General features: G+C 62.8%; 14 protein-coding genes. 4 read left to right on the forward strand and 10 right to left on the reverse strand.

The features are described 5' to 3' along the window. Positions 1-2 precede the first annotated feature (2 nt). From ACEN84_RS28360 to ACEN84_RS28380, 5 genes are all read right to left on the reverse strand, one after another. Positions 3-1199: an HlyD family type I secretion periplasmic adaptor subunit gene (locus tag ACEN84_RS28360; protein ID WP_413711387.1), complete on the reverse strand. Its 1197-nt coding sequence runs from the start codon at positions 1197-1199 to the stop codon at positions 3-5. Further along, positions 1196-3469, reverse strand: a complete 2274-nt coding sequence (locus tag ACEN84_RS28365) for a type I secretion system permease/ATPase (RefSeq protein WP_413711388.1) — start codon at positions 3467-3469, stop codon at positions 1196-1198. Before ACEN84_RS28365 ends, ACEN84_RS28360 begins: the two co-directional genes overlap by 4 nt. A 17-nt stretch (positions 3470-3486) precedes the next feature. Further along, on the reverse strand, positions 3487-9327 hold the full coding sequence (locus ACEN84_RS28370; protein ID WP_413711389.1) for an Ig-like domain-containing protein: 5841 nt from the start codon (positions 9325-9327) through the stop codon (positions 3487-3489). Positions 9328-9746: 419 nt separating this feature from the next. Then, complete coding sequence (locus tag ACEN84_RS28375; RefSeq protein WP_413711390.1) at positions 9747-11165, reverse strand: TolC family outer membrane protein; 1419 nt, start codon at positions 11163-11165, stop codon at positions 9747-9749. A 241-nt stretch (positions 11166-11406) separates the two neighbouring features. Further along, complete coding sequence (locus tag ACEN84_RS28380) at positions 11407-12273, reverse strand: NmrA family NAD(P)-binding protein (RefSeq protein ID WP_413711391.1); 867 nt, start codon at positions 12271-12273, stop codon at positions 11407-11409. 213 nt (positions 12274-12486) lie between these two features. On the opposite strand from ACEN84_RS28380, the gene ACEN84_RS28385 reads away from it, so the two are divergent. Together ACEN84_RS28385 and ACEN84_RS28390 are read left to right on the forward strand one after the other, a co-directional pair. Then, positions 12487-13452: a helix-turn-helix domain-containing protein gene (locus ACEN84_RS28385; protein ID WP_112720550.1), complete on the forward strand. Its 966-nt coding sequence runs from the start codon at positions 12487-12489 to the stop codon at positions 13450-13452. 170 nt (positions 13453-13622) lie between these two features. Then, positions 13623-15716 (forward strand): carboxy terminal-processing peptidase, encoded by a 2094-nt coding sequence (locus tag ACEN84_RS28390; protein ID WP_199628076.1) that lies wholly within the window; start codon positions 13623-13625, stop codon positions 15714-15716. A 42-nt stretch (positions 15717-15758) separates the two neighbouring features. Here the strand turns inward: ACEN84_RS28390 and ACEN84_RS28395 are convergent, their stop codons facing one another. Both ACEN84_RS28395 and ACEN84_RS28400 read right to left on the reverse strand, forming a co-directional pair. Further along, positions 15759-16937, reverse strand: a complete 1179-nt coding sequence (locus ACEN84_RS28395) for a M20 metallopeptidase family protein (RefSeq protein WP_413711392.1) — start codon at positions 16935-16937, stop codon at positions 15759-15761. Next, a complete protein-coding gene (locus ACEN84_RS28400) occupies positions 16924-18105 on the reverse strand; it encodes a M24 family metallopeptidase (RefSeq protein ID WP_413711393.1) in 1182 nt (393 codons plus the stop codon). The genes ACEN84_RS28395 and ACEN84_RS28400 overlap by 14 nt, the downstream gene beginning before the upstream one ends. Before the next feature lie 199 nt (positions 18106-18304). On the opposite strand from ACEN84_RS28400, the gene ACEN84_RS28405 reads away from it, so the two are divergent. Continuing rightward, positions 18305-19126 carry a bifunctional allantoicase/(S)-ureidoglycine aminohydrolase gene (locus ACEN84_RS28405; protein WP_130281195.1) on the forward strand — a complete coding sequence of 274 codons (822 nt, stop codon included), beginning with the start codon at positions 18305-18307 and terminating at the stop codon, positions 19124-19126. 222 nt (positions 19127-19348) lie between these two features. Beyond that, the gene (locus ACEN84_RS28410; RefSeq protein WP_413709495.1) at positions 19349-20722 is read left to right on the forward strand and encodes an ISNCY family transposase; all 1374 of its coding nucleotides are present in this window, start codon (positions 19349-19351) and stop codon (positions 20720-20722) included. Between the two features lie 242 nt (positions 20723-20964). Here the strand turns inward: ACEN84_RS28410 and ACEN84_RS28415 are convergent, their stop codons facing one another. The 3 genes from ACEN84_RS28415 to ACEN84_RS28425 all read right to left on the reverse strand — a co-directional run bounded on the left by ACEN84_RS28415 (position 20965) and on the right by ACEN84_RS28425 (position 23943). Then, the gene (locus tag ACEN84_RS28415; protein WP_413711394.1) at positions 20965-22218 is read right to left on the reverse strand and encodes an NAD(P)/FAD-dependent oxidoreductase; all 1254 of its coding nucleotides are present in this window, start codon (positions 22216-22218) and stop codon (positions 20965-20967) included. Positions 22219-22281: 63 nt separating this feature from the next. Beyond that, a complete protein-coding gene (locus ACEN84_RS28420) occupies positions 22282-23037 on the reverse strand; it encodes an ABC transporter substrate-binding protein (protein WP_413711395.1) in 756 nt (251 codons plus the stop codon). 159 nt (positions 23038-23196) lie between these two features. Then, on the reverse strand, positions 23197-23943 hold the full coding sequence (locus ACEN84_RS28425) for a phosphatase PAP2 family protein (RefSeq protein WP_413711396.1): 747 nt from the start codon (positions 23941-23943) through the stop codon (positions 23197-23199). Positions 23944-24097: the final 154 nt, after the last annotated feature.

Below are 24097 nucleotides of genomic sequence, written 5' to 3' on the forward strand. Positions count from 1 at the left end.
CCTCAACGCTCTCTCATCGCTTCACGCGCCTTGTTGAAGGGCTTGATCAGATAGTCGAGCACGCTCTTCTCGCCTGTATGGATGTCGACGGTTGCGATCATGCCCGGCGAAATCGGGAATTGCTTGCCGGCCGCGTTGCTCAGCGCATCCTTCTCGGTCTTAACGAAGACGCGGTAATAATAAATCTCGGGATCCACCTCGTCCTGGATCGTATCCGGCGAGATCGTCACGACCTTGCCCTCCAGGCCGCCATAGATCGCGTAGTCATAGGCGGTAATCTTCACCGTCGCCCGCTGATCCGGATGGACGAAGGCGATATCGCGCGGTGACATGCGCGCTTCGATCATCAACTGATCGCCCAGCGGTATGATATCCATCAGCTTGCCGTTTGGCGGCACGACGCCGCCGATTGTCGAGACCTCGATATTCTTGACGATGCCACGCACCGGCGAGCGCAGCGTCAGGCGCGCAAGGCTGTCGGAACGGCCCTTGATCACCGAGCGCAGCGAGGCGACGTCGGCATTGGCCTTTGAAAGCTGCTCGCGGGCCTCGACGACATATTGCGTCGTCGCCTCGACCTTCTTGAGCTCGAGTTCCGCTTGTTCGCGCTTCAGCCGGATGATCTCGACGCTGCTTGCCGCCCCCATCTGGCTCAGGCCTTCGTTGACGCTGAGCTCCTGGCGGCTGAGCGCCAGGGACTCGTCCAGCCATTTCAGCGTCTGTTTCAGGTTTCCAAGCCGCGCATCGTAGAGCTTGGTTTCGGTGGCAATCAGATCGGGATCGCTTTTCAGCTCATCGGGAAAGACAAGCGGGGTCTGATTGACCTCTGCCGTCAGCCGCGCCGAGCTTGCCAGCGCTGCACGATATTTGGCCGTCGATTCACCGACATCGGATTCGGTGAGCGTCGGGTCGAGCTGCGCCAGCAGCTGTCCGGCCTCGACGATCTGGTTCTCCTGAACCTTCAACGTCGAGACGATACCGCCCTCCAGCGATTGGATGACCTGTTCGCGGCGGATCGGTACAACCTTGCCGTCCCCGGTCGAGACCTCGTCGAGAACAGCGAAATTCGCCCAGCCGATCGCCACGATGAGGAGCAGCAGGAAGAGCTTGACGACGCGCGTTGCCTTGGAGAGGCGGACGGCATCTTCGCCGCCGAAATGCCAGCTATCGTCGATGGCGCGGGAAAAAGAGGTGCTCATGGGCTGCTCCGCTCCTGAACAGGACGTTGCTCGAAGGCTCGCTCGAGGCGCTCGCGCTGGGCGATCGCCGTCTCCGGTGTCTGCGGCGCCGGTTCGCCTCTGAGAGCCCGCAACGCGTGCTCCTTCGGCGCGTCGAGCACGATCCGGCCCTGATCGAGCGCCACGACACGCTCGATCAGGTCGAGAACCCGCATCCGGTGCGTGGCGATCACCACCGTCTTGCCGCGGCACCAGGCGGAAAACCGCCGGATAAAGAGCCGCTCGGTTGCCTCGTCCATCGAGGCCGTCGGCTCGTCGAGGAGAACGACGGATGGGTTGCGGATCAGCAGCCGTGACAGGAGCAGCGCCTGTTGCTGGCCGCCGGAAAGACCTCGCCCGCCTTCATCGATCAAGTGATCAAGGCCTTTCGGCATCATGCGGATGAAGTCGTCGGCGCCGGTCATCTGCAGGGCGTCGAGCAGCGCCTGCTGGGAGGCGCTCTGCGCACCGAGCAGGATGTTTTCGCGTATGGTGCCGTGAAACAGCCGCGAGTTCTGCGTCAGCAAACCGACTTCGCGGCGGAGATCGTTGGGATCGATCTGCTCCATGGCGAGATTGTCTATCAGCACCTCGCCGGAGGCAGGTTCGATCTGCCCTGACAAGGCCTGAAGCAGGGTCGATTTTCCCGCGCCATTCTTGCCGAGCAGGGCAATCGTCTCGCCGGCATCGATCTTCAGTTCCGCCACCGAAAGCGCCGGCTTGCCGACGGGCTGGCCGTAATAATAGAGCGTATTGCTGAGCTGGTACTGCCCGAGCAGCGAGCCGACCGAGAGCCGCGTTTCCGCCGGCGGATGATCGACCGGCATCTTCATGATCGTATTGAGGCTCTGCAGACCGAGCTTGGCATGCTGAAACCGGCTCAAGACCTGCGTCAGCTGCGCCATCGGCGCCATCATCCGCGAGCCGAGGATCGAGCAGGCGACCAGAGAACCGGTGCTCATGTCGCCCTTCATAACGATCGGCGCCCCGCAGAAGACGATAACGGCAAAGACGCTGGTCTGAATGCTGTGCCCCCAGCCCGTGAGGATGCTGGTGATGTAGCGCAGCCGGACCTGGGCATCGGCACTCGCCGTATTGAACGTGTTCCACTTTTCCTGAAACACGCTTTCGGCCTGCAGGGCCTTGATATCCTCGATGCCCTGAACAGCCTCGACCAGCATGGCATTGCGCAGCGACGCCTCGCGCATCGCCTGGCCTGCGCATGCCCGCAGGCGGCGCTGGGCGAGCAATCCGGGAGCGATCATCAGCAGCAGCGCCACCGCGGGGATGACCGCAAGCCATCCGCCGATCAGCGCCATCAGCGCCAGGAAGAGGAAGAAGAAGGGGAGATCGGCGATCGCCGCGACGGTCGTCGAGGTGAAGAGATCACGGACCTGCTCGAGATCGCGCAGCTGCGCGATGAAGGTTCCGGTCGCCTTCGGCCGGTTCTGGTTGCGCACCCGCAAGGCATGACCGAAGACCACGTCCGAAATCTTGATATCGGCGCGTTTTCCGAGCACGTCGATGATCAGCGTCCTGATCTTCCGCATGATGAAATCGAAGACCACGGCGAGCATGACGCCGATGAACAGCACGACCAGCGTGCTCATCGAATTGGCGGGCACGACGCGGTCATAGACCTGCATCGAGAAGATCACGCCGGTCACCGACAAGGCGTTGGCGATCAGCGAGGCAAGCAGCACATAGCCGTAGGGGCGAAGATCATTGAGCGCCAGCTTGCGGAACCAGCCGTGCGTATCGGGCGCGATATAGGCATCCACCCGTTCGTCGGTCCGTGTACGGGCGTCGCGCGCGATCAGCAGATGGGCAATGCCATCCTTCAGATAGGATGTCTCGATCCAAGTCCACTGGCCGTTATCCTCGGCAAAGGTGATCTTGGCTTCGCCATCCCTGATCTCGGTGATCAGGCCAACCGCGCCGTCCTTCAATTCCAAAAGCAGCGGCAGGCGCCGGCCGGTGATGCCGCTGACCACCGGTTCAACCGGCTTCACATCCAGGCCGAAGCGGCGAGCGAGCTTCTCGATGCGGCGCAACGGCGACGCCGTCTCCTGCATGATCGGCAAGTAGCTGTTGGCAGACCGGGAATGCGTGATGCCGTAATGCTGCGCAAGCCTGCCGACGATCTCGATCCAGCGCAGGCCACGCGGATCATCTGCAGTGTTCGATGCGACTGCGGCCGTGGCCCCGCTTCGCTGTTCGAATGCTGCGGGAGTGTCGTCTGCAAGAGCCATCGGCAATCTCCTAACCGTCACACGACAGGAAGCTTATGCGTGGTCAGATCGTCATCCGGCTTGATCGGCTCGAACGGATCGATCGTGACAGTCGCCGCGGTCTCGACGGGGGCCGCGACCTCGTGCGTCTCCACAGCTACCGGGGCCGCCGATCCCGTGTCTGTTGCCGCGGCATCGTGCGAGATCGCCGAGAGGCCGCTGAGGTCGATCTCCTGACCACCCTGATCCGGCACCAGCCCCGCCGTCTCGTCGCCGGTGGCGTGATTGGCTGAATCGCCGGTATCATGGGTGGAGCTGTCGGTGCGTTCGGCCGTCGCATGCGTCGTCGCGCTGCTTGCGTCCACCGCATCGGTCTCGGCAAAAGCAAGGGTCGAGATGCTGGATGCCGCAGCCGTGGCGGACGAGGCGTCATGGATATCGACATCGATGCTCAGATCGGCGGTCAGCGCATTGCCGGTATCGGGGTCGAAGACCGTCACCGCGAAATGATCCGTACCGCCCGCCGTGATGCCGGTATCCGGCGTGTAGGTGTAGCTGCCGTCGGCATGGATCAGCAGCGTGCCGAAATCACCGGTGACGCTGACGCTGCCATTGACCATCGCGTGCGCATGGCCGTCGAAATTGACCGAGCCGACCTGGAGGTCATCGACGCTGCCGGTCGCTGAACTGGCGATGAAATTGCCGGTCGCCTTTTCTCCGACGCTGACATTGACCTGTTCCGTGAGATCCGTTGCCACCACGGATATGTCGCGTGTCAGGGCAACGCCGATATTGACCCCGGCGTCGGGAACCAGCGTTGCGCGGTAGGTGCCGGCCGGTATGTCGTCGAGGCTGATCCCGGCATGGGTGCTGCCCAGACCGAGCAGATCGAGATCGAGGATGCCGTTGTGCACCTGATTGCCGAGATCGCCCGGACGCACCCAAGCGCCATTCTGGAAGCGCTCGATGATGACTGTGTAGCTGCTCAGCAGGCCGATCTGCAGCGCGCCCGATATCCCGAGATCGAGGGCGACGTGGTTGTTTGCCCCACCGAGATTGAAGTTCACCACCGGCTGGTTTGCAGAGCCGAGGTTGACGCTTGCAAGATTTCCGATGTTGAGCCCGAGCAGATCGAACTGCGTATCCGATGCGGTGGAGGGCTTCGCTTCCGGGATATCCGTCACGGTGCGATCGAGCGTCGCTGTGGCGCTGGCATCGGTGAGCTGGAAGTCGAGCCCTGGCGCGAGAATGCTGCCGGGAAGCGAGATGTTGCCGGCGGTATCCCTGAGCTCGATCTCCAGAGCGCCGCCATCGACCTGCGCCGGCGACAGGCCGATGCTAAAGGTGCCGTCGGCGTGAACCACGCCGGTACCGACGACATTGCCATCGGTATCAACGACGGTGACCGTGGTTCCAGCCTCGCCCGTGCCCGTCAGCTCCGTGCCCGATGCATTGACGGAAAGACCTGTCGGCGCATCCGGTGGCAGCAGGTCCGGTGTCAGGATCGATCCGGGATCGGAGATATTGTGTGCGGCATCTTCGAGCACCACCGTCAGCGCGCCGCCATTGGCTTGTGCCGGGAACAGAGTGACGCTGAAGGCACCGCCTGCGGCCACGATCGCCGTGCCGACGGCGACGCCGAGGGCGTTATAGACCGTCGCCGTCGCGCCTGCCTCACCCTGGCCGGTGAGCAGGGTGCCGGTAGCGTTGACCGTAAGCCCGGTGGGCGCGGCCGGATCGACGAGATCGGGGGTAGCCGCGGTGCCGGGATCGGAGATGTTTCCAGCGATATCCTTCTGCACCACCTGCAGGTCACCGCCATCGATCTGCGCCGGGGAGAGGCCGATCGTGAAGGCGCCATTGGCGCCGACAACGCCGGTGCCAACGACAGTGCCGGCGGCATTGGTCACGGTAACCGTTGCACCGACTTCGCCTTCGCCGGTCAGCGACGTCCCGGTTCCGTTGACGCCGAGCTCAGTCGGCGCGTCCGGGGCAGTGGTATCAGTGGTGGCTGTGCTTGCCGGATCGGAGTCGTTTCCAGCCGCATCAGAAAGCACGACGGAAAGGTTGCCGCCATCGGCCTGCGCGGGCGAGAGCGCCACATTAAAGACGCCGTTGGCGCCGACCGTGCCGGTGCCGACTTCGATACCGGCAGCATTGGTGACGGTGACGAGCGCGCCGGGCTCGCCTCTGCCCATCAGCGTTGCCCCGCCATCGTCAACGGAGAGATTGGTCGCCGCATCGGGCGGCGTCAGGTCGGGCGTCTCGGCGAAGCCCGGCTGCGATGTTCCGCCGGCTCCGGTCAGCACCACCTTCAGGTCGCTGCCATCGACCTGTGCCGGATCAAGCGGGATAGTGAAGGTGCCATTGCCGCCGACCGTGCCCGTGGCGATGACCGTCCCGTCGGCGCGCGAAACCGTGACCGTGCTGCCGGCGAGGCCGTCGCCGATCAAGGCCGTTCCCTCGGCATTGACGATCAGATTGTCCGGTGCGGGCGGGGCATCAGGATCGGGCGCGAGCACCGTAGCCGCCGTGGAATCATTCCCTGCGGCATCCTCCTGCGTGACGCTGAGCGTCTGCCCGTCGAGCTGTGCCTGCGAGAGCGCGACGCTGAAGGCGCCGTTGGCACCGACGAGGGCAGTGCCAAGCACGGTGCCGGAACTATTGGTCACTGTGACCGTGGCACCAACCTCGCCGACACCGGTGAGCTGCAGCCCACTGGCGCTGACCAGCAGACTGGTCGGCGGCTCCGGCGGCTGAATATCCGTCAAGGGCAAGGCCGTTGCCTGCGAGGCATTGCCCGCCGCATCCGCCTGGACGATCTGCAGGATGCCGCCCGCGGTTTGCGCCGGGCTGAGATTGATCGAAAAGCTTCCGTCGGGACCGACAAGGCCGGTGCCGACAGTGACCCCATCGGCATCCTTGACGGTGATGGTCGCGCCGGCCTCGCCGTCGCCGGTCAGCACCGTCCGGGCGCCGTTGATCGCGACGTCGAGAGGAGCATCGGGAGCCGCGAGATCAGGTGTCGTTATCGAGGCTGTCTCGGACTGGTTGCCGGCGGGGTCGTCGAGCCTGACGGTGAGGTCATCGCCATTGGCCTGAGCCGGATTGAGCGGGATTGTGAAGGTACCGTCAGTACCGACCGTACCGGTCGCCACCTGAGTGCCGGCTTCATTGGTGACGATCACCGTCGCCCCAGCTTCGCCGCGGCCGGTGAGCACGGTGCCGGCGGGATTGAGCGAGAGATTGGTCGGCGCGTCGGGCTCCAGCAGGTCGGTCGACGGCACCTGTTCGGGCGCCGAGGCATTGCCATTGGAGTCGGTCAGAGTGACATTGAGATTGCCGCCATCCGTCTGCGGCGGCGCTAGTGCGACGGTGAAATTGCCGTCGGTGCCAACCGTTGCCGTACCGATGGGATCGCCACCGGCGTTGGTGACCGTAACGGTCGAGCCGGGCTCCCCCTTGCCGGTGAGACTGCCGCCATCGGCCGCGACGGCTAGATCGGTCGGTGCGTCAGGAGCGAGGAGATCGGGCGATGCGACGGTGGCTGCGGCGGATTGATTGCCCTGAGTATCCGTCAAACGGACTTCCAGGTCGCCGCCATCGGTCTGCGCCGGGGAGAGGCCGATCGTGAAGGATCCATCAGGCCCAACCGTCGCGGTGCCGATTACGGCACCCGCGGCATTGGTCACAGTCGCCGTTGCTCCGGGTTCGCCCTGGCCGGTGAGCACCGTGCCGGCATCATTAACATCAAGTCCGGCGACGGCTGCAGGCGGCGTCGCATCCACCGTCGCGGCAGTGCCAGGCTCTGACGTGTTGCCGGCCGTATCCTGAAGGGTGACCTCCAGTGGCCGCCCGTCGGCCTGCTGCGGGCTCAGCGGAACGGTGAAAGTGCCGCCCGCGCCAACGAGCGCGGTGCCGACGAGGACGCCGTCAGCGGTCGTGACCTTGACCGTCGTTCCGGCCTCGCCGCGGCCGGTGAGCACGGAGCCGGCGGGATTGACAACGAGATCGATCGGCGCATCGGGGGCGAGGTGATCCTGCGTCGGCGTCGAGGCGGCTTCCGACGTATGGCCGGCAGCATCCGAGAGAGTGACCTGCAGATTGCCGCCATCCGCCTGGGCGGGTGCCAGCGCTATGTTGAAGGACCCATCCGGCGCCACAGTGCCGGTGCCGACGACATCACCGGCAGCATTCTTGACGCTGACAGTCGCGCCGGGCTCGCCACGGCCGGTCAGGGAGACGCCGGTGTCATCGACATGCAGATTGGTCGGAGCATCGGGCGCGATCAGATCGGGGGAGAACACGATGCCGGGCTGCGACGTGCCATTGGCATCGGTCAGCACGACATGCAGCTCCCCGCCATTCGTCTGCGCGGGATTGAGCGTCACCGAGAAAGTGCCGTCTCCAAGAACGGTACCGGTACCGACCGTATCACCGGCCGCATTGGTCACCTTGACCTGAGCGCCTCCAGTGCCTTCGCCGGTCAAACCCGTCCCTTGCGCGTTGATGACGAGACCGGTCGGAGCTGCCGGGGCATCGGCATCCGGCGCGAGGACCGAGCCCGGATCGGAGGTGTTGCCCGCGGCATCCTTCAGCACGACGCTCAGGGGCACGCCGTCGCTCTGCGCCGGGTCGATGGTCACGCTGAAGGTGCCGTCGGGATTGACCGTATTGGTGCCGAGGACCGTGCCGGCGGCGTTGCTGACCGTGACGGTCGTCCCAGCCTCGCCGTGGCCAGTCACGACCGTTCCGGCATCGTTGACGAGCAGACTGGTCGGCGTACCCGGCGCCTCGGTGTCGGTGATCGTCAGGCCCTGCGGTGTGGAGGAATTGCCGGCCGCATCCTTCAGCACGACGTCGATCTCGCCACCATTTGCCTGCGGCGGCGCCAGCGACACCGTGAATGTCCCATTGTTTCCGACCGTTGCCGTACCGATCGTGACGCCATTCGCATCGGTGACCGTGACGGTAGCGCCGGCTTCGCCGCGGCCGGTAAGCGTTGCGCCGCCATTGCTGACGGCAAGCTCGGTCGCGGCTTCCGGCGCCGCGAGATCGGGCGTCGTGACGTTTGCCGCCACCGAGACGTTATGCGCCGCATCCTCCAGGGTGACGGAGAGTGCGCTGCCATCTGTCTGCGCCGGATCGAGAGCGATGGAGAAGGCGCCGTTCGGGCCGACTATGCCCGTCCCGACCACATCGCCATTCGCATCCTTCACCGTGACGGTGGCACCGGCTTCACCCAGCCCGCTCAGCAGCAATCCGGATGCGTTGACCGTCAGATTGGTTGCGGCTGAAGGCGGATCGGTATCCGCATCGGAGTCGGAATCTGCATCCGCGTCCGCATCGGCATCAGCGTCAGCATCGGCGTCAGCATCCGCGTCGGCATCCGCATCTGCATCTGCATCAGAATCCGCGTCGGAATCGGTGTCGTCATCCGAGCTGCCGCCACCACCCCCGCCGGCGGCGAGCGCGACACCGCCCGCGGCAAGAGCAAGAGGCAGCGCGATGCCGAGGAGGGATCCCGCGCCTGCACCACCAGCCGCCGCCCCGGCGCCGACGAGCTGGTCGACCGCGCCTGCTGGCGTAAAGGTGATATCGCCGGCTGCATCGGCATAGTCGCCCATCCAGACGTTTCCGGAGGAATCCTCGAGAACGAGTTCGCTCTGCTCGCCACCCTGGCTGTGATAGAAGCCCTGGACATCGACTTCCTGGCCGTTCTGCAGATGGATGATCAGGTCGTCGCCGACGCGCGCGGTGGAGGCGATGTCACTGGGCGACAGGGCAAGCTTTACTGTGCTCGGCCTTTCGAGGACGATCTTGTCCTCCGCCACGGTTTCTGTCTTACCGCTCACCTTGTCCGAGACGATTGCGACCATCGATAGGCTCCTCAACAGCTTGGCGCCGCGTCATGCGGCCCCGGTCCACCACCGCCTTGGCGGATGATGGCGTTCAAACATGTTGCCCTTGAGCGTTTTGCAGCCGCCTCCCACAGCGACGGACACCTGCTGCTCCATCGCCGCTTTGATGTCCACGTATGGTCAAAAACTGCCACAACCAGCGGAAGCTTCAACCGCCAGTCGGTGCCGGATTTCACTTAAAATTTAGGATCGGTGAAAGTTGCTGCTCAGTTTGAGAGCATTCCGTACCGAAATGGTACAATCTGCAGCCGTGTCTGCGGCGACTGTCTTGCCGCAAAGACCCGCTTTGAGCCACTTTCGCCCTTGATATCAAGGCGATCGGCCGTCCGGAGCCGGATTGTTTCAAAAAAATTCGCAGGGAATTTCAATACGTCAGCTCAGATCGGCTTGGCGGAAGCGACTTTCTTAATGTTAGCGCTTTCATCACTCACTCCCGGTGGCGTGAGCCCAAAGACCTCTCTTAGTCGGCCTGATGCATAAGCACATTCTACATTCAACTTATAGAGGTCGAAACGCGTGTTGATTTCATCGAAGCGCGCCGAGTGAAGCTCCTGATCGGCATTCAACACATCGAGTAGGGTACGGGTGCCGAGATCGAGAAACTGCTTCTGATAGAGATCGCGTGTTTCGCGCATCATCGGCTGGCGCGACGCCAGCGATTTCTGCAGCGCCTCGAGGCTGATGACCTGGGCGCTCGATTCATTCCAGCTCTTCTGCACGTCGAAGAGCGCGGCGGCGACTGCCGCTTCCGATGACTGCGCCGCATATTTCGCGGCGTTCTGGCGGGCCTGGAACGAGCCGCCGTTATAGAGGTCGCCCTTGATCTTCAGGCCGACGACATAATCGGGATCCTCGTTGCTGTCCCACATGTTGAATTCGCCGGATGCCTCGAGCGCCAGCGTCGGCAGCATCTCGACACGGGCGACCTTGACGCGGGCATCGGCCTCGCGCTTGCGGGATTTGGCAGCGACGACAGCCGGCACGATCTCGAAGATCGGCGCCGCCCCGGCGCAGGCCGTCTGCAGCTTCGCGGGCATCGATGCGCCGAGCTGCACGGGCGACGTGGCGCCCACTAGTGCATTCAGGGCGCTTGTCCAGCGCTGCTTCTGCGCGCCGATCTCGATCGCCCGCGATTCAGCCGATTGCACACGGGCCTCGGCCTGCAGCTTGTCGGAGCGCGTGCTTGCGCCCTGATCGGTGCGTGCGGCCACACGCTTCCCGATCGCCTGGACGTCGCCGATCTGATCGTTGGCGACGACAGCGAGCTTCTCAGCCCGCAGCACCTCGACGGATGCCAGCGCCGTCTCCCGGATGACATCGTCGACGCTCGCCAGGAACTCGGCCTTGCGCGCATCCTCCAGCGCCGATTCCGCTTCGACACGCCCGGAGACCTTGCCGAAATCGTAGATCATCTGCGTCGCCGTCAGATTGAAGCGCGGCGCCCAGTCTCCACGATCGTTGTTCTCGGCTCCGAGATTCACGCCGCCGCCGACCGAAGGCAGATAGCCGGACTTCGCATCGGCGATCAGCTCGCCCTGTTCCTTGATCTTGCCCGCAGCCTCGCGAATTGCCGGATGCCAGTTGATTGCGCGCCGAACGGCCGATTCCACATCCGTCACCGGCTCCAGCGAACGGCCGGTCGTGGCTGGCGGCGGCAACGACGCCGCGCTGTTGCCAGTCGAGATCGACCCGGTCGTACGCGGGTCCGTTGCCGGCGGCTTCTGCGCGCAGGAGGCTTGGGTAAGGGCAATCGCAGCGAGGAGGCTGAGGGCCAGCGGCCGGCGACCTGAATGCATTCCGGGAGCTCCATCAACTGGAGATCAAAATTGCAACCGGCCCACGCATTACCAACGGCTGGCGATGAATCCACGCACTTGGATGACGCAACTATAGGTGATTCGTCAATTTCTGCAAAAGCTTAGCGTAGGCCGGACTTTGCCATCGGACGCAACTGGCGGGCGACTGGAGCGTGCGGACCGATTTTATCCATCCGCTATCGCGCATTTTCTAATGAAACTTCCAGTCGCCGCGCCCCTATCAGAGCCAGACGGCGCGGTGCTTGTCGACGAATTCTGCGAGCGTCATCGGCGCCCGGCCGGTTATCCGCTCGACAAAATCGCTGGTGCCCGCCATCAGCCCGTCACGATGCATTTCGGCAATCGCCTTGATATGCTGCGTCAGGAACGGGATGTCCTGGCCGGCGACTTCGAGGACCCATTGCTCGCCGGTAATCGTCTCGTAGCGCACCGTCTTGCCGAGCGTATTGCCGACGGTCTCGGCGATCTCGGGCGGCGTCAGCTCAACAGGACCGGTCAGCGGATAGGTCTTGCCAGCGTGACCGGTGGGATCGGCAAGAATGGCGGCGATGACGGCGCCCTGATCTTCGGCGGCGATCGGTGCGAAGCGGCCAGTCGGCTCGAAGGCTACGGCGTAGCGGCCCTCGCGGATCATCTTGCGCATGTAGAGCAGCCATTCGCAGAAGGCGGTCGGATGCAGATGGGCGACCGGCGTTCCCGCCCGGTCGAAGATGCGTTCCGCCAGCCAATGCTGCTGCGCCGAGTCGCTCGGCGCGTCGGAGCGCGCAGTCTTCTGTGACATGTTGACGATGAATTCCGCGCTGGCTTCCAAGGCCGCCTGTGCGAAATGCGCCGTGGCCTGCACCAGGCCCGGCCGCATCGGATAGACGAAATAGGCACGCTTGATCCCGTCGAAAGCCCGGCGGACGGCACGGAAATCCAGAAGATCAGCGACGAAGACCTCAGCGCCAAGAGCCTTGAGCTGCCCAGATCGGCCATCTTCCTTGTGCGCCAAGGCCCTGACGCCGAAGCCTTTCTCCAGGAGGATTTTCGCGGCGGCGCTGCCCGTCGCGCCGGTAGCGCCGCCGATCAGGATGGTGGGTTGCATGAAATTGATCTCCGTAAGTGAAATGATGCCGGCTCGTCTGCCTGCGCACCAACCTAGCTCCTGGCGAATACGTCGCTATGGGCGTAAATGCCAACTTTGATATGATTCACGCCAAATCAGCTCGAGACGGGCAGGGGAGGGTTGCGGGGCCTCTAGCCATTTCTCGCGAAAGCGCATAGTGTCGTAAAAGATAATATCGAGGTCATTCACGCCATGCGCATTGCCGTCCTCGCCCTGGAAGGGCTGTTCGATTCCGGGCTCACGGTTACGCTCGACGCCTTTGCCACCGCAAACTCGCTGTCGGGAAAGCTGCTCGGCGGGACGCCGCGTTTCGATGTCACCGTCGTCGGCGTACGCAAGAAGGTCACGTCGGCGCAGGGGCTGATCATTCCGGTGAAGCCGATCACACCGGATCTGAAACCCGACTGGATCATCGTGCCCGCCCTCAGGGCAACAACGCCCGAGACATTGCTGCCATCGCTGCAACGGCCGGACGTTCGCCAGGCCAAGGCCCAACTTCTGCAATGGCATCAGCAAGGTGCGCAGGTCGGCTCGTCCTGCATCGGAACGTTCCTGATTGCGGATGCCGGTCTTCTCGACGGGCGGGAAGCGACGACATCATGGTCGCTCGCGCCGTTCTTCCGCCAGCGCTATCCGAAGGTTCTGCTCGATGAGACCCGTATGCTCGTTCCCTCGGCAATCGGCGTCACGGCCGGTGCCGCCATGGGGCACCTCGATCTCGCCCTTTGGCTGATCCGCAAGGCCAGCCCGGAATTGGCGTCGCTGGTATCGCGTTATCTTCTCGCAGATATCCGCTCGTCACAGGCCTTCTACATCATTCCCAATCATCTGGCGCAGGCCGACCCGCTGATTTCGCATTTCGAACGATGGTCGCGCGATCACCTGCAGGAAGGCTTCTCGCTGCAGGAGGCCGCCAAGGCGCTCGGCACCAGCACCCGTTCGCTTCAGCGGCGCTGCCAGGCGGTGCTCGGCAAGTCGCCGCTCGCCTATTTCCAGGATCTCCGGGTCGAGCGGGCGCAGGCGCTCCTTCATGGCAGCGGTATGGATGTGGAAGCCATCGCCACCGAGGTCGGCTATGTCGACGGCGCTACGTTGCGTACACTGCTGCGAGACCGGTTGGGGCGAGGGGTCCGTGAACTCCGGGCCGATCTGCGCTGAGTTTGCGGTTCGCAATTAGAGCCGGAAAAGGCAACGATTAGCCGGGCCCAGCTCAACAATCATGAAATGCTTATCGGCAAAGATGCGCCCGCCCGGTTGCGAAAAAGCCATAATTGTTCCACCTACATCATTGTTTCGAAACGCGGCACCCAGAGTTGGATCAGAGCGGAATGCGCATACACTACGGATTATTCGGTCTTTTCCTTGCAGTTGCGCCGTCCGCGTATGCCCTGGAAGCTGCCCCGCCTGTCCTTGAGCCGCTGAAGCAGCAGGGCCAGGCAGCCCAGATGAGCGCGCAATTTCTGACGCGCTACAGCTACCGTCCGGTTCCGCTCGACGATGATCTCTCGGCCAAGATCATGGATAGCTACATCAAGGCGCTCGATCCCGACCGGACGATTTTCCTGCAGACGGACATCGATAAATTCATGGCCGACAAGGGCAAGATCGATGATGCGATCGCCCAGCAGAACCTGCAGATCCCGTTCTCGATCTTCAATACCTATGAGAAGCGGGTCGTCGACCGCATGAATTATGCGCGCGGCCTCCTCAAGCAGAATTTCGATTTCAACGCGCACGAGGATTTCGCCGTGCTGCGCGACAAGGCGCCGTGGCCGAAATCCGAGGCGGAGGCCGATGATCTCTGGCGCAAGCGCGTCAAGAGCGACTGGCTGCGCCTGAAGCTCGGCGGCAAGGATGACGCGGCGATCCGCGATACGCTCGACAAGCGCTACGAGAATACGCTGGAGCGCGCTTACAAATACAAGAGCGAAGACGTCTTCCAGACGTTCATGGACGCCTATGCGACCTCGGTCGATCCGCACACCGATTATTTCGGCGCAGCGGCTTCCGCCGATTTCGATATTTCAATGAAGCTTTCCCTGGTCGGCATCGGCGCCGTGCTGCAGGAGCGCGACGACTATACGACGATCCGCGAGCTCGTTCCGGGCGGTCCGGCGCAACTGTCCGGCAAGCTTGCCGTGGGCGACCGTATCGTCGGCGTAGGGCAGGGGGAAAAGGGTCCGATCAAGGACGTGATGGGCACGCGCCTCGACGAGGTCGTGCAGATGATCCGCGGCGAGAAGGATTCCGTCGTGCGGCTCGATATCCTCCCGGCTGAGGCCGGCGCGGAGGGCAGCCATCACATCATCAGCCTGGTGCGCGACAAGATCAGTCTCGAAAAGCAGGCTGCCCGCAAGGACATTCTCACAGTCAAGGACGGCGATGCTACCCGCAAGGTTGGCGTAATCACGCTGCCGGCCTTCTACGAGGATTTCGAAGCGCGCCGGAAGGGCGACAAGGATTACAAGAGCGCCAGCCGCGATGTCGCGAAGCTTCTGCTTGAGCTGAAGCAGGAGGGCGTCGATAGCGTCCTGCTCGACATCCGCAACAATGGCGGCGGCTCGCTCAGCGAAGCGATCGACCTGACGGGCCTCTTCATCGGCAACGGCCCGGTCGTGCAGCAGCGCGGCAGCGACGGCAAGGTGGCCGTACAGAAGGCTGACTTCAAGGCTCCGGTCTGGAGCGGTCCGCTTGGCGTGCTGATCAATCGCGGCTCGGCTTCGGCTTCCGAAATCTTTGCAGCGGCCATCCAGGATTACGGCCGTGGCGTGATCATCGGCGAGCAGAGCTTCGGCAAGGGCACGGTGCAGACCGTCGTCGACCTCGACGAGATGGCCAATAACAGCAAGCCGAAATTCGGCGAACTGAAGGTCACCATCGCGCAGTTCTTCCGCATCAATGGCGGCACAACGCAGCTGCGTGGCGTAACCCCCGATATCAGCCTGCCTGGTCTTTCGGACCCGTCGACATTCGGCGAGACGAGCTACGACAACGCGCTGCCCTGGACGCAGATCAAGGCCGCGAAATATTCGCCGGAAGGTGACGTCACGGCGATGCTGCCGGAATTGCTGAGCCGCCACGACGCGCGGGTGAAGAACGATCCTGATTACAAGAGCCTGCTGGAAGACATTGCCGACCTGAAGGCGCAGCGCGAGAAGGGCACCATTTCGCTGAACGAGGCCGAGCGCCGCAAGGAGCTGGCAGCGCGTGAGGCCCGGCTGAAGTCCCGCGCAGCGGTGACCGGTGGCGACGATCCCGATGCAGACGACGGCCTGCAGTCGAACGAACGCAGCCTGAGCGCCGATCTCGCGATCGAAAATGCCCGCAAGAAGGCAAAGGACGTGCTCTTGACCGAAGCTGCCGCCATCGTCTCCGACGAAGCGGATCTGCTGCAGGCGTCGCCGAAGGCCGCTCAGAAGTAAATGAAATGGCGCCGGTGGAAAGCCACCGGCGCCGCTTCCAACTCAGACGCCGAGCGCCTCGCATGCCACCTTGGCAATCGTCTCGGCGCCGATTTTCAGCGCGGCTTCATCGACCCGGAATTGCGGATGGTGCAGCGGGTATATCGAGCCCTCGGCCTCGTTGCGAATACCGAGCCTGAAATAGACCGATGGCCGCTTCTCGCTGTAGAAGCCGAAATCATCAGCCGCAGTCCACCCGGGCGCCGCAATCGACGTGCCCGCCCCGAAAAGCTGATCAGCCGCCGACGAGACGAGCTGCGCCAGCGCCGCGGCATTGACGACAGGCGGCTCTCCCTCGATCAGCTTGAACTCGACCGTTGCGCGGTGGGCTGCGGCAAGCCCCTGCAGGATTTCATGAACCCGCTCGCGGGCGCGAAGCCGGGTAGCCGGGCTGCCGCTGCGGATCGTTCCCTTCAGCCGCACGGTATCGGCAATGACGTTATAGGCGCCGCCGCCCTCAATACCGGTGATCGACACCACCAGGGGATCATAGGCATCGGTCTCGCGAGCGACGATCTTCTGCAATTCCGAGACCATAGCGCAGGCCGCGGCAATCGCGTCGACTCCTTCCGCCGGTTTCGCGGCATGGGCGGAGGTGCCCTTGACGATGACATCGAAAATATCGCTCGCCAGCGTGTAGGGTCCGCCGGAGACCGAGATTTTGCCGGTCTCGGTATAGGGGTCGACATGGATGCCGATCGCCGCGTCGATATCGTCAAGCAGGCCTTCCTCGACGACACGCCGCCCGCCGAGCGGCTCTGCCTCTTCGGCCGGCTGGAGGATGAAACGGACCGTCCCGGCAAAGCTCTCGCGATGCCGGTGCAAGTGAGTGGCCGCGGCAAAGACCATCGCCGCATGCGCATCGTGCCCGCAGGCATGCATGACACCGGGTTTCGCCGAAGAGAACGCAACGCCCGAGCGCTCCTCGATCGGCAGCGCATCGATATCGGCGCGCACCGCGACCTTGCGGTTGGAGAAGCCGCCCGTACCTGTAATGTCGACCGAAAGGCCGTAACCCGCGACATCACGGATATCAGCCAGTCCTTCGGCCTCCAGCTGCGCACGAAGATAGGCCTGCGTCTCGGCTTCCTCGTTGGAAAGCTCGGGATTGACGTGGAGATGCCGGCGCACGGCAATCATCCGCGCGACAAGCTCGGCAGGCAGCTGATCAGGCCTTGGCATGGATTTCTCTCGGCAGGTTGGTCAGCGTCTCGGCGCCGGTCGCGGTCACCAGAATGGTCTCGCTGACCTCGATGCCCCATCCGTCCATCCACATGCCCAGAATAGAGTGGATGACATTGCCGGGCTGCAGCACGCTCTTGTCGCCGGGGCGAAGGCTGATCGTGTGCTCGCCCCAATCAGGCGGGTAGGCGACGCCGATCGAATAGCCGATGCGGGACTCCTTCTTCAGACCATAGCGCTCGATGACCCCGCGCCAGGCGAGCTCGACATCTTCGGCAAGCACACCCGGCCGGATCGACGACAGAACCGCCTCCATGCCCTCGAGCACTGCCTTTGCCGTCTCGGTAACCTGAGGAGACGCCCTGCCGAGCTGCACGGTGCGCGCCAGACCCGCCGTATAGCGGCGGCAGACACCAGCGAGCTCGAGCGCAATCGTCTCGTCCTTGCCGAAGCGGCGGTCGCTCCACATGATGTGCGGCGCCGAGGCATTCTCGCCGCCGAGGATGGTCGGGGGCAGGGCAGTGATATCGCCTGCATAGTCGGCACTTCCGGCCACCTGCGCGGCCTGGATCTTGGCGATTGCATCGCATTCACGCACACCCGGCGCAATCGCATCATAGGCCGCCGTCACAGCCGCTTCCGCCAGACGCGATGCCTTCCTGAGATAGCCAATTTCGGCCGGGCTCTTCACCGAGCGTATCCAGTTGACGAGGAGATCGGCATCGACGAACGTCGCGTTCGGCAACCCGGCGACAAGGCGCGCATGCGCCTTCGGCGAATAGTAATAGGCCTCCAGCTCGATGCCGATCCGGCGTCCACCCCAGCCTTTCGAGACGATCCATTGCGCGATCCAGTCCATCGGATGACGATCGGCCCGCTGCACATAAGGCTCCGGGAAGCCGACGACGTTCTCCGGTTTCATCCAGGCCGTCAGCAAGCCGCCCGCCGCATCCATGGCGCGCCCGAGCCAGACCGGCTCGGCGCCATCTTCGACCGGCACCAGCACCGTCTGCGGCGTATAAAAAGACCAGCCGTCGTAACCGGTTATGTAATGCTGGTTTGCGACGTCGTTGATCACGAGAAGCTCAAGCTCGCGCCTGCGCATCTCGGCGCGGATCTTTGTGAGCCGCTCCTGGTATTCCTGCCGTTCGAACGGTAGCTGGATCATTCTTGCCCCTCTCTATGCCTGCCGTTGCGCTGCCTCGCGCACCATACCCGATCACAAGAGCTTGGCACCTGAGCCGCAAATTTTTGGTCTAAAATAGTGGCGCCGCATAGACGATCTCTCTTTTCGTGCCGGCGCTTCTTGAGAAGGTGGAAACCAAAGGCTACCGTTCGAGACCTTCAAGACGCAGAGAGAATCTCCCATGGAAAACCGCTCCTACTATTCCCCACAAGGCGGACTTCCGCCGCAGACCGATCTGCTCTCCGGCAAGGCCGTGTTCACGACGGCATATGCGGTTATCCCGAAGGGCGTGATGACCGATATCGTCACCAGCTATCTGCCGCACTGGACGAAGACCCGCGCCTGGATCATCGCCCGCCCGATGACCGGTTTCTCCGAGACCTTCTCGCAATATATCATGGAAGTGGAACCCGGCGGCGGCAGCGCAAAGCCGGAATCCGAGCCCCGCGCCGAAACGGCAATCTTCGTCGTGGCGGGCACGCTGGCGATCGGCCATGAAGGACGCGTCCATCACCTGAACGCCGGCTCCTTCGCCTTCCTTCCTGCCGGAAGCGCCTGGACGCTGCAGAACGACGGCGCCGATGCCGCGACCTTCCACTGGATCCGCAAGGCCTTCCAGCCCGTCGAGGGACTGGAGCCGCCGCCCGCGATCTTCACCCACGAAGACGAACACCCGCCGGGGGCGATGCCGGGCACCGAAGGCAAGTGGGCAACAACCCGCTTCATCGACCCCGCCGACATCCGCTACGACATGCATGTCACCATCGTGACCTTCGAGCCGGGCGCCGTTATACCCTTCATGGAAACCCACGTCATGGAACACGGCCTCTACGTCCTCGAAGGCCGCGCCGTCTACCGCCTCAATCAGGACTGGGTCGAAGTCGAAGCCGGCGACTTCATGTGGCTGCGCGCCTTCTGCCCGCAAGCCTGCTACGCCGGCGGCCCGGGCAAGTTCAGGTACTTGCTCTACAAGGACGTCAACCGGCATGCGCCGCTTTGGTAGAAGCGAAGCTTCAAGGGTTTAAGGCCATTTGATGAGTGAGGTGAATGTGGGCCTCTAAGCACATACTACAGTTGATGTTTTTAAACATCGGCCAGCACGCCAGGCAGTTCCATAACATACGTTATGCGATCTTATTGTGTAGCCGCAAAGTTAGAATGTCCTGTTTCTGCAAAGTTGGAATGTCACACTCCCCGGGTCTGAAGGATGCGTGGGAGATTGCAGATGGGATTGATAGCGATGAGCGAGCGCGATCTGCAGCGGATTGAGATTTTATCGAAGGTGGCCGCTGGCCGGATGACTACGGTGTCAGCGGCACACGTTCTTGCCGTGAGTGAGCGCCAGGTGCGTCGGCTTTTGGAGCGGATGCGAACTGGCGGCGCGGCGTCGATCCGACACAAGGCGATCGGCCGACCATCGAACAATCGGATCAGCGACGGGGTTCGCGATTATGCGGTGACGCTGATTCGCGAACGTTATGCGGATTTCGGCCCGACGTTGGCGACGGAGAAGTTGGCTGAGCGCGATGGCTTGCGGGTGTCACGCGAGACGGTGCGCGGTTGGATGTCCGGGGCCGGACTGTGGCTGTCGCGCAAGCAGCGCCGGACGTTTCACCAGCCGCGGCTTCGACGCGAGGCTTATGGCGAGTTGGTGCAGATCGACGGATCGGAGCATCGCTGGTTCGAGGATCGCGGGCCGCCTTGCTCGCTGCTGGTGTTTGTCGACGATGCGACCGGCAGGCTGATGCAGCTGCGTTTCGTGCGCTCGGAAAGTGCCTTCACCTACTTCGAGGCGCTGGAACTCTATCTCCACCGTCACGGCGCGCCGATTGCCTTTTATTCGGACAAGCATTCGGTGTTCCGGGTGGCGAAGAAGGATGCCAAAGGTGGCCAGGGCATGACCCAGTTCGGGCGTGCACTTTGCGAGTTAAACATCGAGATTCTATGCGCAAATTCGAGCCAGGCCAAGGGTCGTGTCGAACGCATGAACCGGACGCTGCAGGACCGCCTGGTCAAGGAGCTCAGGCTTTGCGGCATCGACAGCATGGAGGCCGGCAACGCGTTTTTGCCGGACTTCATGGAGGACTACAATGCGCGTTTTGCGGTTACCCCTGCCCGGTCTGATGATCTGCATCGGCCGCTGAATCTGGCGCCAGATCGGTTGACGGAGATCCTGTGCAAACGCGAGCAGCGCTATGTTGGATCGCAGCTGACGTTTTCGTTCGAGCGCCAGCGGATCATGCTGGAGGAGACCGATGTGACGCGTGGGCTGGTGGGGCGCTATGTCGAGACCTATGCCTATGCCGACGGTCGTCTGGATGTGCGGTGGAAAGGCTACTCCCTGCCCTACACGGTGTTCGACAAGGACCAGCGGGTGACGCATGCCGCGATCACCGAGAACAAGCGGTTGGGTGATGTTCTGGCCTATATCAAGGAGCGCCAGGAGCAGCAGGACAAGCCGAAGGTGAAGAGCAGCAGTGACAAGAATGGCTACGTCAAACGGGCTCGCGGACCTGGCCGGCGGAAGGATTTCATGAACGATCCGGCAGTGATCGCACGGCGCCAGAAAGCACTGTCGCGACAGCAGGCTGCGGAGTGAGGCGTGTCAAAGCTAAAGCCGAAGAGGTGTATTTACCACCCGCCCCGATCTGATCTTGCAACCGGGATCAGCCGCTCAGATCGGGGCTGACCGTTGTGCCGTGTGATGACCACGCGGACATTTCTACCTTGCAAACCGCCGGACATTCCAACTCTCCCGCCACATATTGTAGCCGCAGGTGGGTTCAAGGATGGGACATCTGAGCCGGTTAAGATGCGACAATCTCGGCTACTTGCCGGCGGCTAAAGGAAGCGTTGCGGATGGAATGGTTTGGGGTCCGCAAAGGTTTCTTCACCAACCATCCGCTCCGCCAGGAGCCGCCCGCCGGCAGGCCCGAGCGTGAGGCCGTGATGCGCATGGCCGAAATTGAACCAGAGGCCCGCATGGCGCGGCGCCGGGCCGATGACCGGGCGCATGTCCGGGAGGCACGGACGAAGGCCGAGCCAGGGTGTTGCCTCCACCTGATCACCAAGCGGAAAGAGTGCGCGTGCCGTCGTCTCGGCCCGGCCGAGCTGTATGGTATTGACCGGCGCATCGGGTGCAGCGAACTCGATACCGGTCGTTAAGCGAATGCCCCGGGCCATCGGTGCCAGAACGTAGCCGGCTTCTTCGTCAACGACCGAATGGCCGAGTGGCTGGCCGCCGCTCTGGGCGTAGTGCCGGTGATAGCCCCGCTTGACGGCCATCGGCAGAGCGTAGCCGAACTTTCGAAAGATCAGGCCGGATTGCGGGCCGAGGGCAACGACGACCTCCCTCGCCTCCAGGATCGAGCCGTCTTCTGCCACCAGTGACCAACCGTTCTTTTCCTCGCGCAGCATCGCTGCGTCAGCGCGGACAATCCTGCCGCCCGAGGCAGTGAAGGCTCCCGCATAGGCGGTCGTGAGCGCTTGCGGATCGGTCACGGTTTTCGGATCGAGCCAGTGAATGGCGCCGGCGATTTCCGTGTCTGTTGCCGCGAAAGCCGGTTCGAGCGCCTGAAACGCCGGACCATCGAGGATCCTGATCGCCAGTCCATATTTCGATAGACTTGCGGCCTCCGCCCGGGCGGCATCAAACCGCCGGGTGTCCTTGTAAAAAGAGATCCAGCCGTCAGAGCGGATCAGGCGAGACGCCCCTGCCCGCTCGATCAGCTTGTCATGTTCGCTGATACTGGCCTCGACCAGAGGCAGAAGCGCGCGGGTCGATATCTCCAGATTGGCAGGTGAGGAATGCCACCAGTAACGTGCCAGCCAGGGCGCGATCCGGGGCAGATAGAAAGGGTCGTAGCGGACGTCGGACGCGCGGTTCAGCGCGTATTTTGCGATCGTCGTAAATTGCCGCGGAAAGGCGTAAGGGATGACCGAGGAGCGCTCGATCAGCCCCGCATTGCCGTAGCTGGTCCCGCCCCCCGGCTCACCGCGGTCGGCAAGCACGACCGAGCGGCCGCGATCCTGGAGATGTATGGCCGCACTCACGCCGACGATGCCGGCACCGAGAACGAGGATGTCTGTTTTCATCGGATAGCTGACAGGGTTGGCGCAGAGGCTTTTGGACCTCTGCGCGACTGGATCGCCAGGCGATCAGTAGATGTCGAAGGGGAAATACTTTCTGGTGATTTCCTGGTACTTGCCGTTGGCGACGAGCGCATCGATCGCCTTGTTGAAGCGCTCCTTCAGCTCGGTGTCGCCCTGGCGAATGCCGATGCCGGCTTGCGTTTCGGTACCGGGAACGTCGCCAAGCAGCTTGCAGCAATCCTTGCCGGCCTTGTTCAGCCAGTCCACGACCACGAATTTGTCGGAAATCAAAGCATCCATGCGGCCATTCTGCAGATCGGCGACCGCTTCGTCCTGGGTCGGATACATCTTCGCTTCGGCTCCACCCTTGGCATAGTGGTCGTTGAGATAATCAGCCTGCGTCGTCGATGCCTGGGCGCCGACGATCTTGCCCTTCATGTCCTCGATCGAAACGCCCTTGAGGTCGCTATCCTTCGGCACCGCAACGGCAAGCGGCGTCGTATAGTATTTGTTGGTGAAGTCGATCTGCTTCTTACGTTCGTCGGTGATGCTCATCGATGCGATGATGGCGTCGTATTTTTTCGCGAGCAGCCCCGGGATGATGCCGTCCCAGTCCTGGGCGACAACCTTGCACTTGGCTTTCATCTCCTGGCAAAGCGCATTCGCCATGTCGACATCGAGACCTTCGAGGCTGCCATCCGATTTGACATAGTTGAACGGAGGATAGGCGCCCTCGGTTGCAATGCGGATCGTGTCGTCGGCGCAGGCAAGATGTGTTGCCGCCAGCAAGGCTGCGGCAGCCAGGAGGATGGTCTTTTTCATTGCTGTTCCCTTTTTGGAATTATTCGCCTGCTGAGTGTAGCAATTCCGACCTGCTTCACAACCCTGAACAGGCCATTGGCGTGCGCCGCCGGGCGCAGCCGCGCTTCGGCTACGGCTGCCAAGTCCGATATACGGCTACTCCGGAAGATGAGACTTGATTCAACGCTCCGCGATGCGCTCCTCAAGCGCGAGCAGGCCTAGAAAGACGGTGATCGAAAGCAGCAGGCCAAGCGTTGCGTCGGACGCGTAATGCGCGCCGACGGCCACCCGAAGTCCTGCTGTGGCAACCGACGCCAGGATGACGGGAGGTGCTATCCAGATGCGGTAGCGGGGTGGCAACACGAAGAGAACGCATATCAGCCAGCCTGCGCCGGATGCTTCTCCCGATACGAACGAGCAGTTTCGTTCGCAGGCTCCATTGAACGATCCCGCCGGCATGAATTGGAGCTTGCCGCCGAAGAGATCAGTATCAAACGGACGCGGCCGGCCGGAATGCGCCTTGAGGAACAGATTGGTGATCAACCCGGTTCCGATGCCGAGGCTGAGGAGCGACATCCAAAGCCGCTGTACCGGCATCCGATAGCGAAGCCTCGGCGAGTATCCCGCAACCAGCAACGCAATCACGACCGCCGCGGCAGCCAGATAGGGCAGCGCATAGAGAAGCCACCGAAGGGTCGTGATCCACGCAACCTTGCTGAGTGTGAAATGTCCGCATTGCGGCACCGTGGCTCGGTCCATACAGAGCGCAGAACTGAAGAAACTCAGCGAAATCCTGACATCGATCATCGGCCATGCATGGAATATCGCCAGCAACAGAAACCAGAACGCCGTCAGAACGAGGAAGGAATCGAGATAGGTCCGTTGGCGGGAGACAGCATGTAGGGTGGTCATCGCGGCGCTCTTCATGGAAATGAGACGTCGCCGCCATATTCCGGTTGCGCCTGACAGGAACCTGAACGGATCCCGCTGAATTCTTTACGGATCCGTAAAAAATCCAAACCCTGCGAGCGGGACCTGCTCCGAGCGTAGCAATGTTGATGCCGCGGACCGAAGCACTTCC

The sequence above is a fragment of the Rhizobium sp. Rhizsp82 genome, from assembly GCF_047325115.1.
Classification (GTDB): domain Bacteria; phylum Pseudomonadota; class Alphaproteobacteria; order Rhizobiales; family Rhizobiaceae; genus Rhizobium.

Bases quoted from the DNA above. Each gene is read 5' to 3' on its own strand.
- ACEN84_RS28370 (WP_413711389.1), bottom strand. From the start codon at position 9,327: ATGGTCGCAATCGTCTCGGACAAGGTGAGCGGTAAGACAGAAACCGTG.
- ACEN84_RS28425 (WP_413711396.1), bottom strand. From the start codon at position 23,943: ATGAAGAGCGCCGCGATGACCACCCTACATGCTGTCTCCCGCCAACGG.
- ACEN84_RS28390 (WP_199628076.1), top strand. From the start codon at position 13,623: ATGCGCATACACTACGGATTATTCGGTCTTTTCCTTGCAGTTGCGCCG.
- ACEN84_RS28420 (WP_413711395.1), bottom strand. From the start codon at position 23,037: ATGAAAAAGACCATCCTCCTGGCTGCCGCAGCCTTGCTGGCGGCAACA.
- ACEN84_RS28365 (WP_413711388.1), bottom strand. From the start codon at position 3,469: ATGGCTCTTGCAGACGACACTCCCGCAGCATTCGAACAGCGAAGCGGG.
- ACEN84_RS28375 (WP_413711390.1), bottom strand. From the start codon at position 11,165: ATGCATTCAGGTCGCCGGCCGCTGGCCCTCAGCCTCCTCGCTGCGATT.
- ACEN84_RS28380 (WP_413711391.1), bottom strand. From the start codon at position 12,273: ATGCAACCCACCATCCTGATCGGCGGCGCTACCGGCGCGACGGGCAGC.
- ACEN84_RS28405 (WP_130281195.1), top strand. From the start codon at position 18,305: ATGGAAAACCGCTCCTACTATTCCCCACAAGGCGGACTTCCGCCGCAG.
- ACEN84_RS28415 (WP_413711394.1), bottom strand. From the start codon at position 22,218: ATGAAAACAGACATCCTCGTTCTCGGTGCCGGCATCGTCGGCGTGAGT.
- ACEN84_RS28360 (WP_413711387.1), bottom strand. From the start codon at position 1,199: ATGAGCACCTCTTTTTCCCGCGCCATCGACGATAGCTGGCATTTCGGC.
- ACEN84_RS28385 (WP_112720550.1), top strand. From the start codon at position 12,487: ATGCGCATTGCCGTCCTCGCCCTGGAAGGGCTGTTCGATTCCGGGCTC.
- ACEN84_RS28400 (WP_413711393.1), bottom strand. From the start codon at position 18,105: ATGATCCAGCTACCGTTCGAACGGCAGGAATACCAGGAGCGGCTCACA.
- ACEN84_RS28410 (WP_413709495.1), top strand. From the start codon at position 19,349: ATGGGATTGATAGCGATGAGCGAGCGCGATCTGCAGCGGATTGAGATT.
- ACEN84_RS28395 (WP_413711392.1), bottom strand. From the start codon at position 16,937: ATGCCAAGGCCTGATCAGCTGCCTGCCGAGCTTGTCGCGCGGATGATT.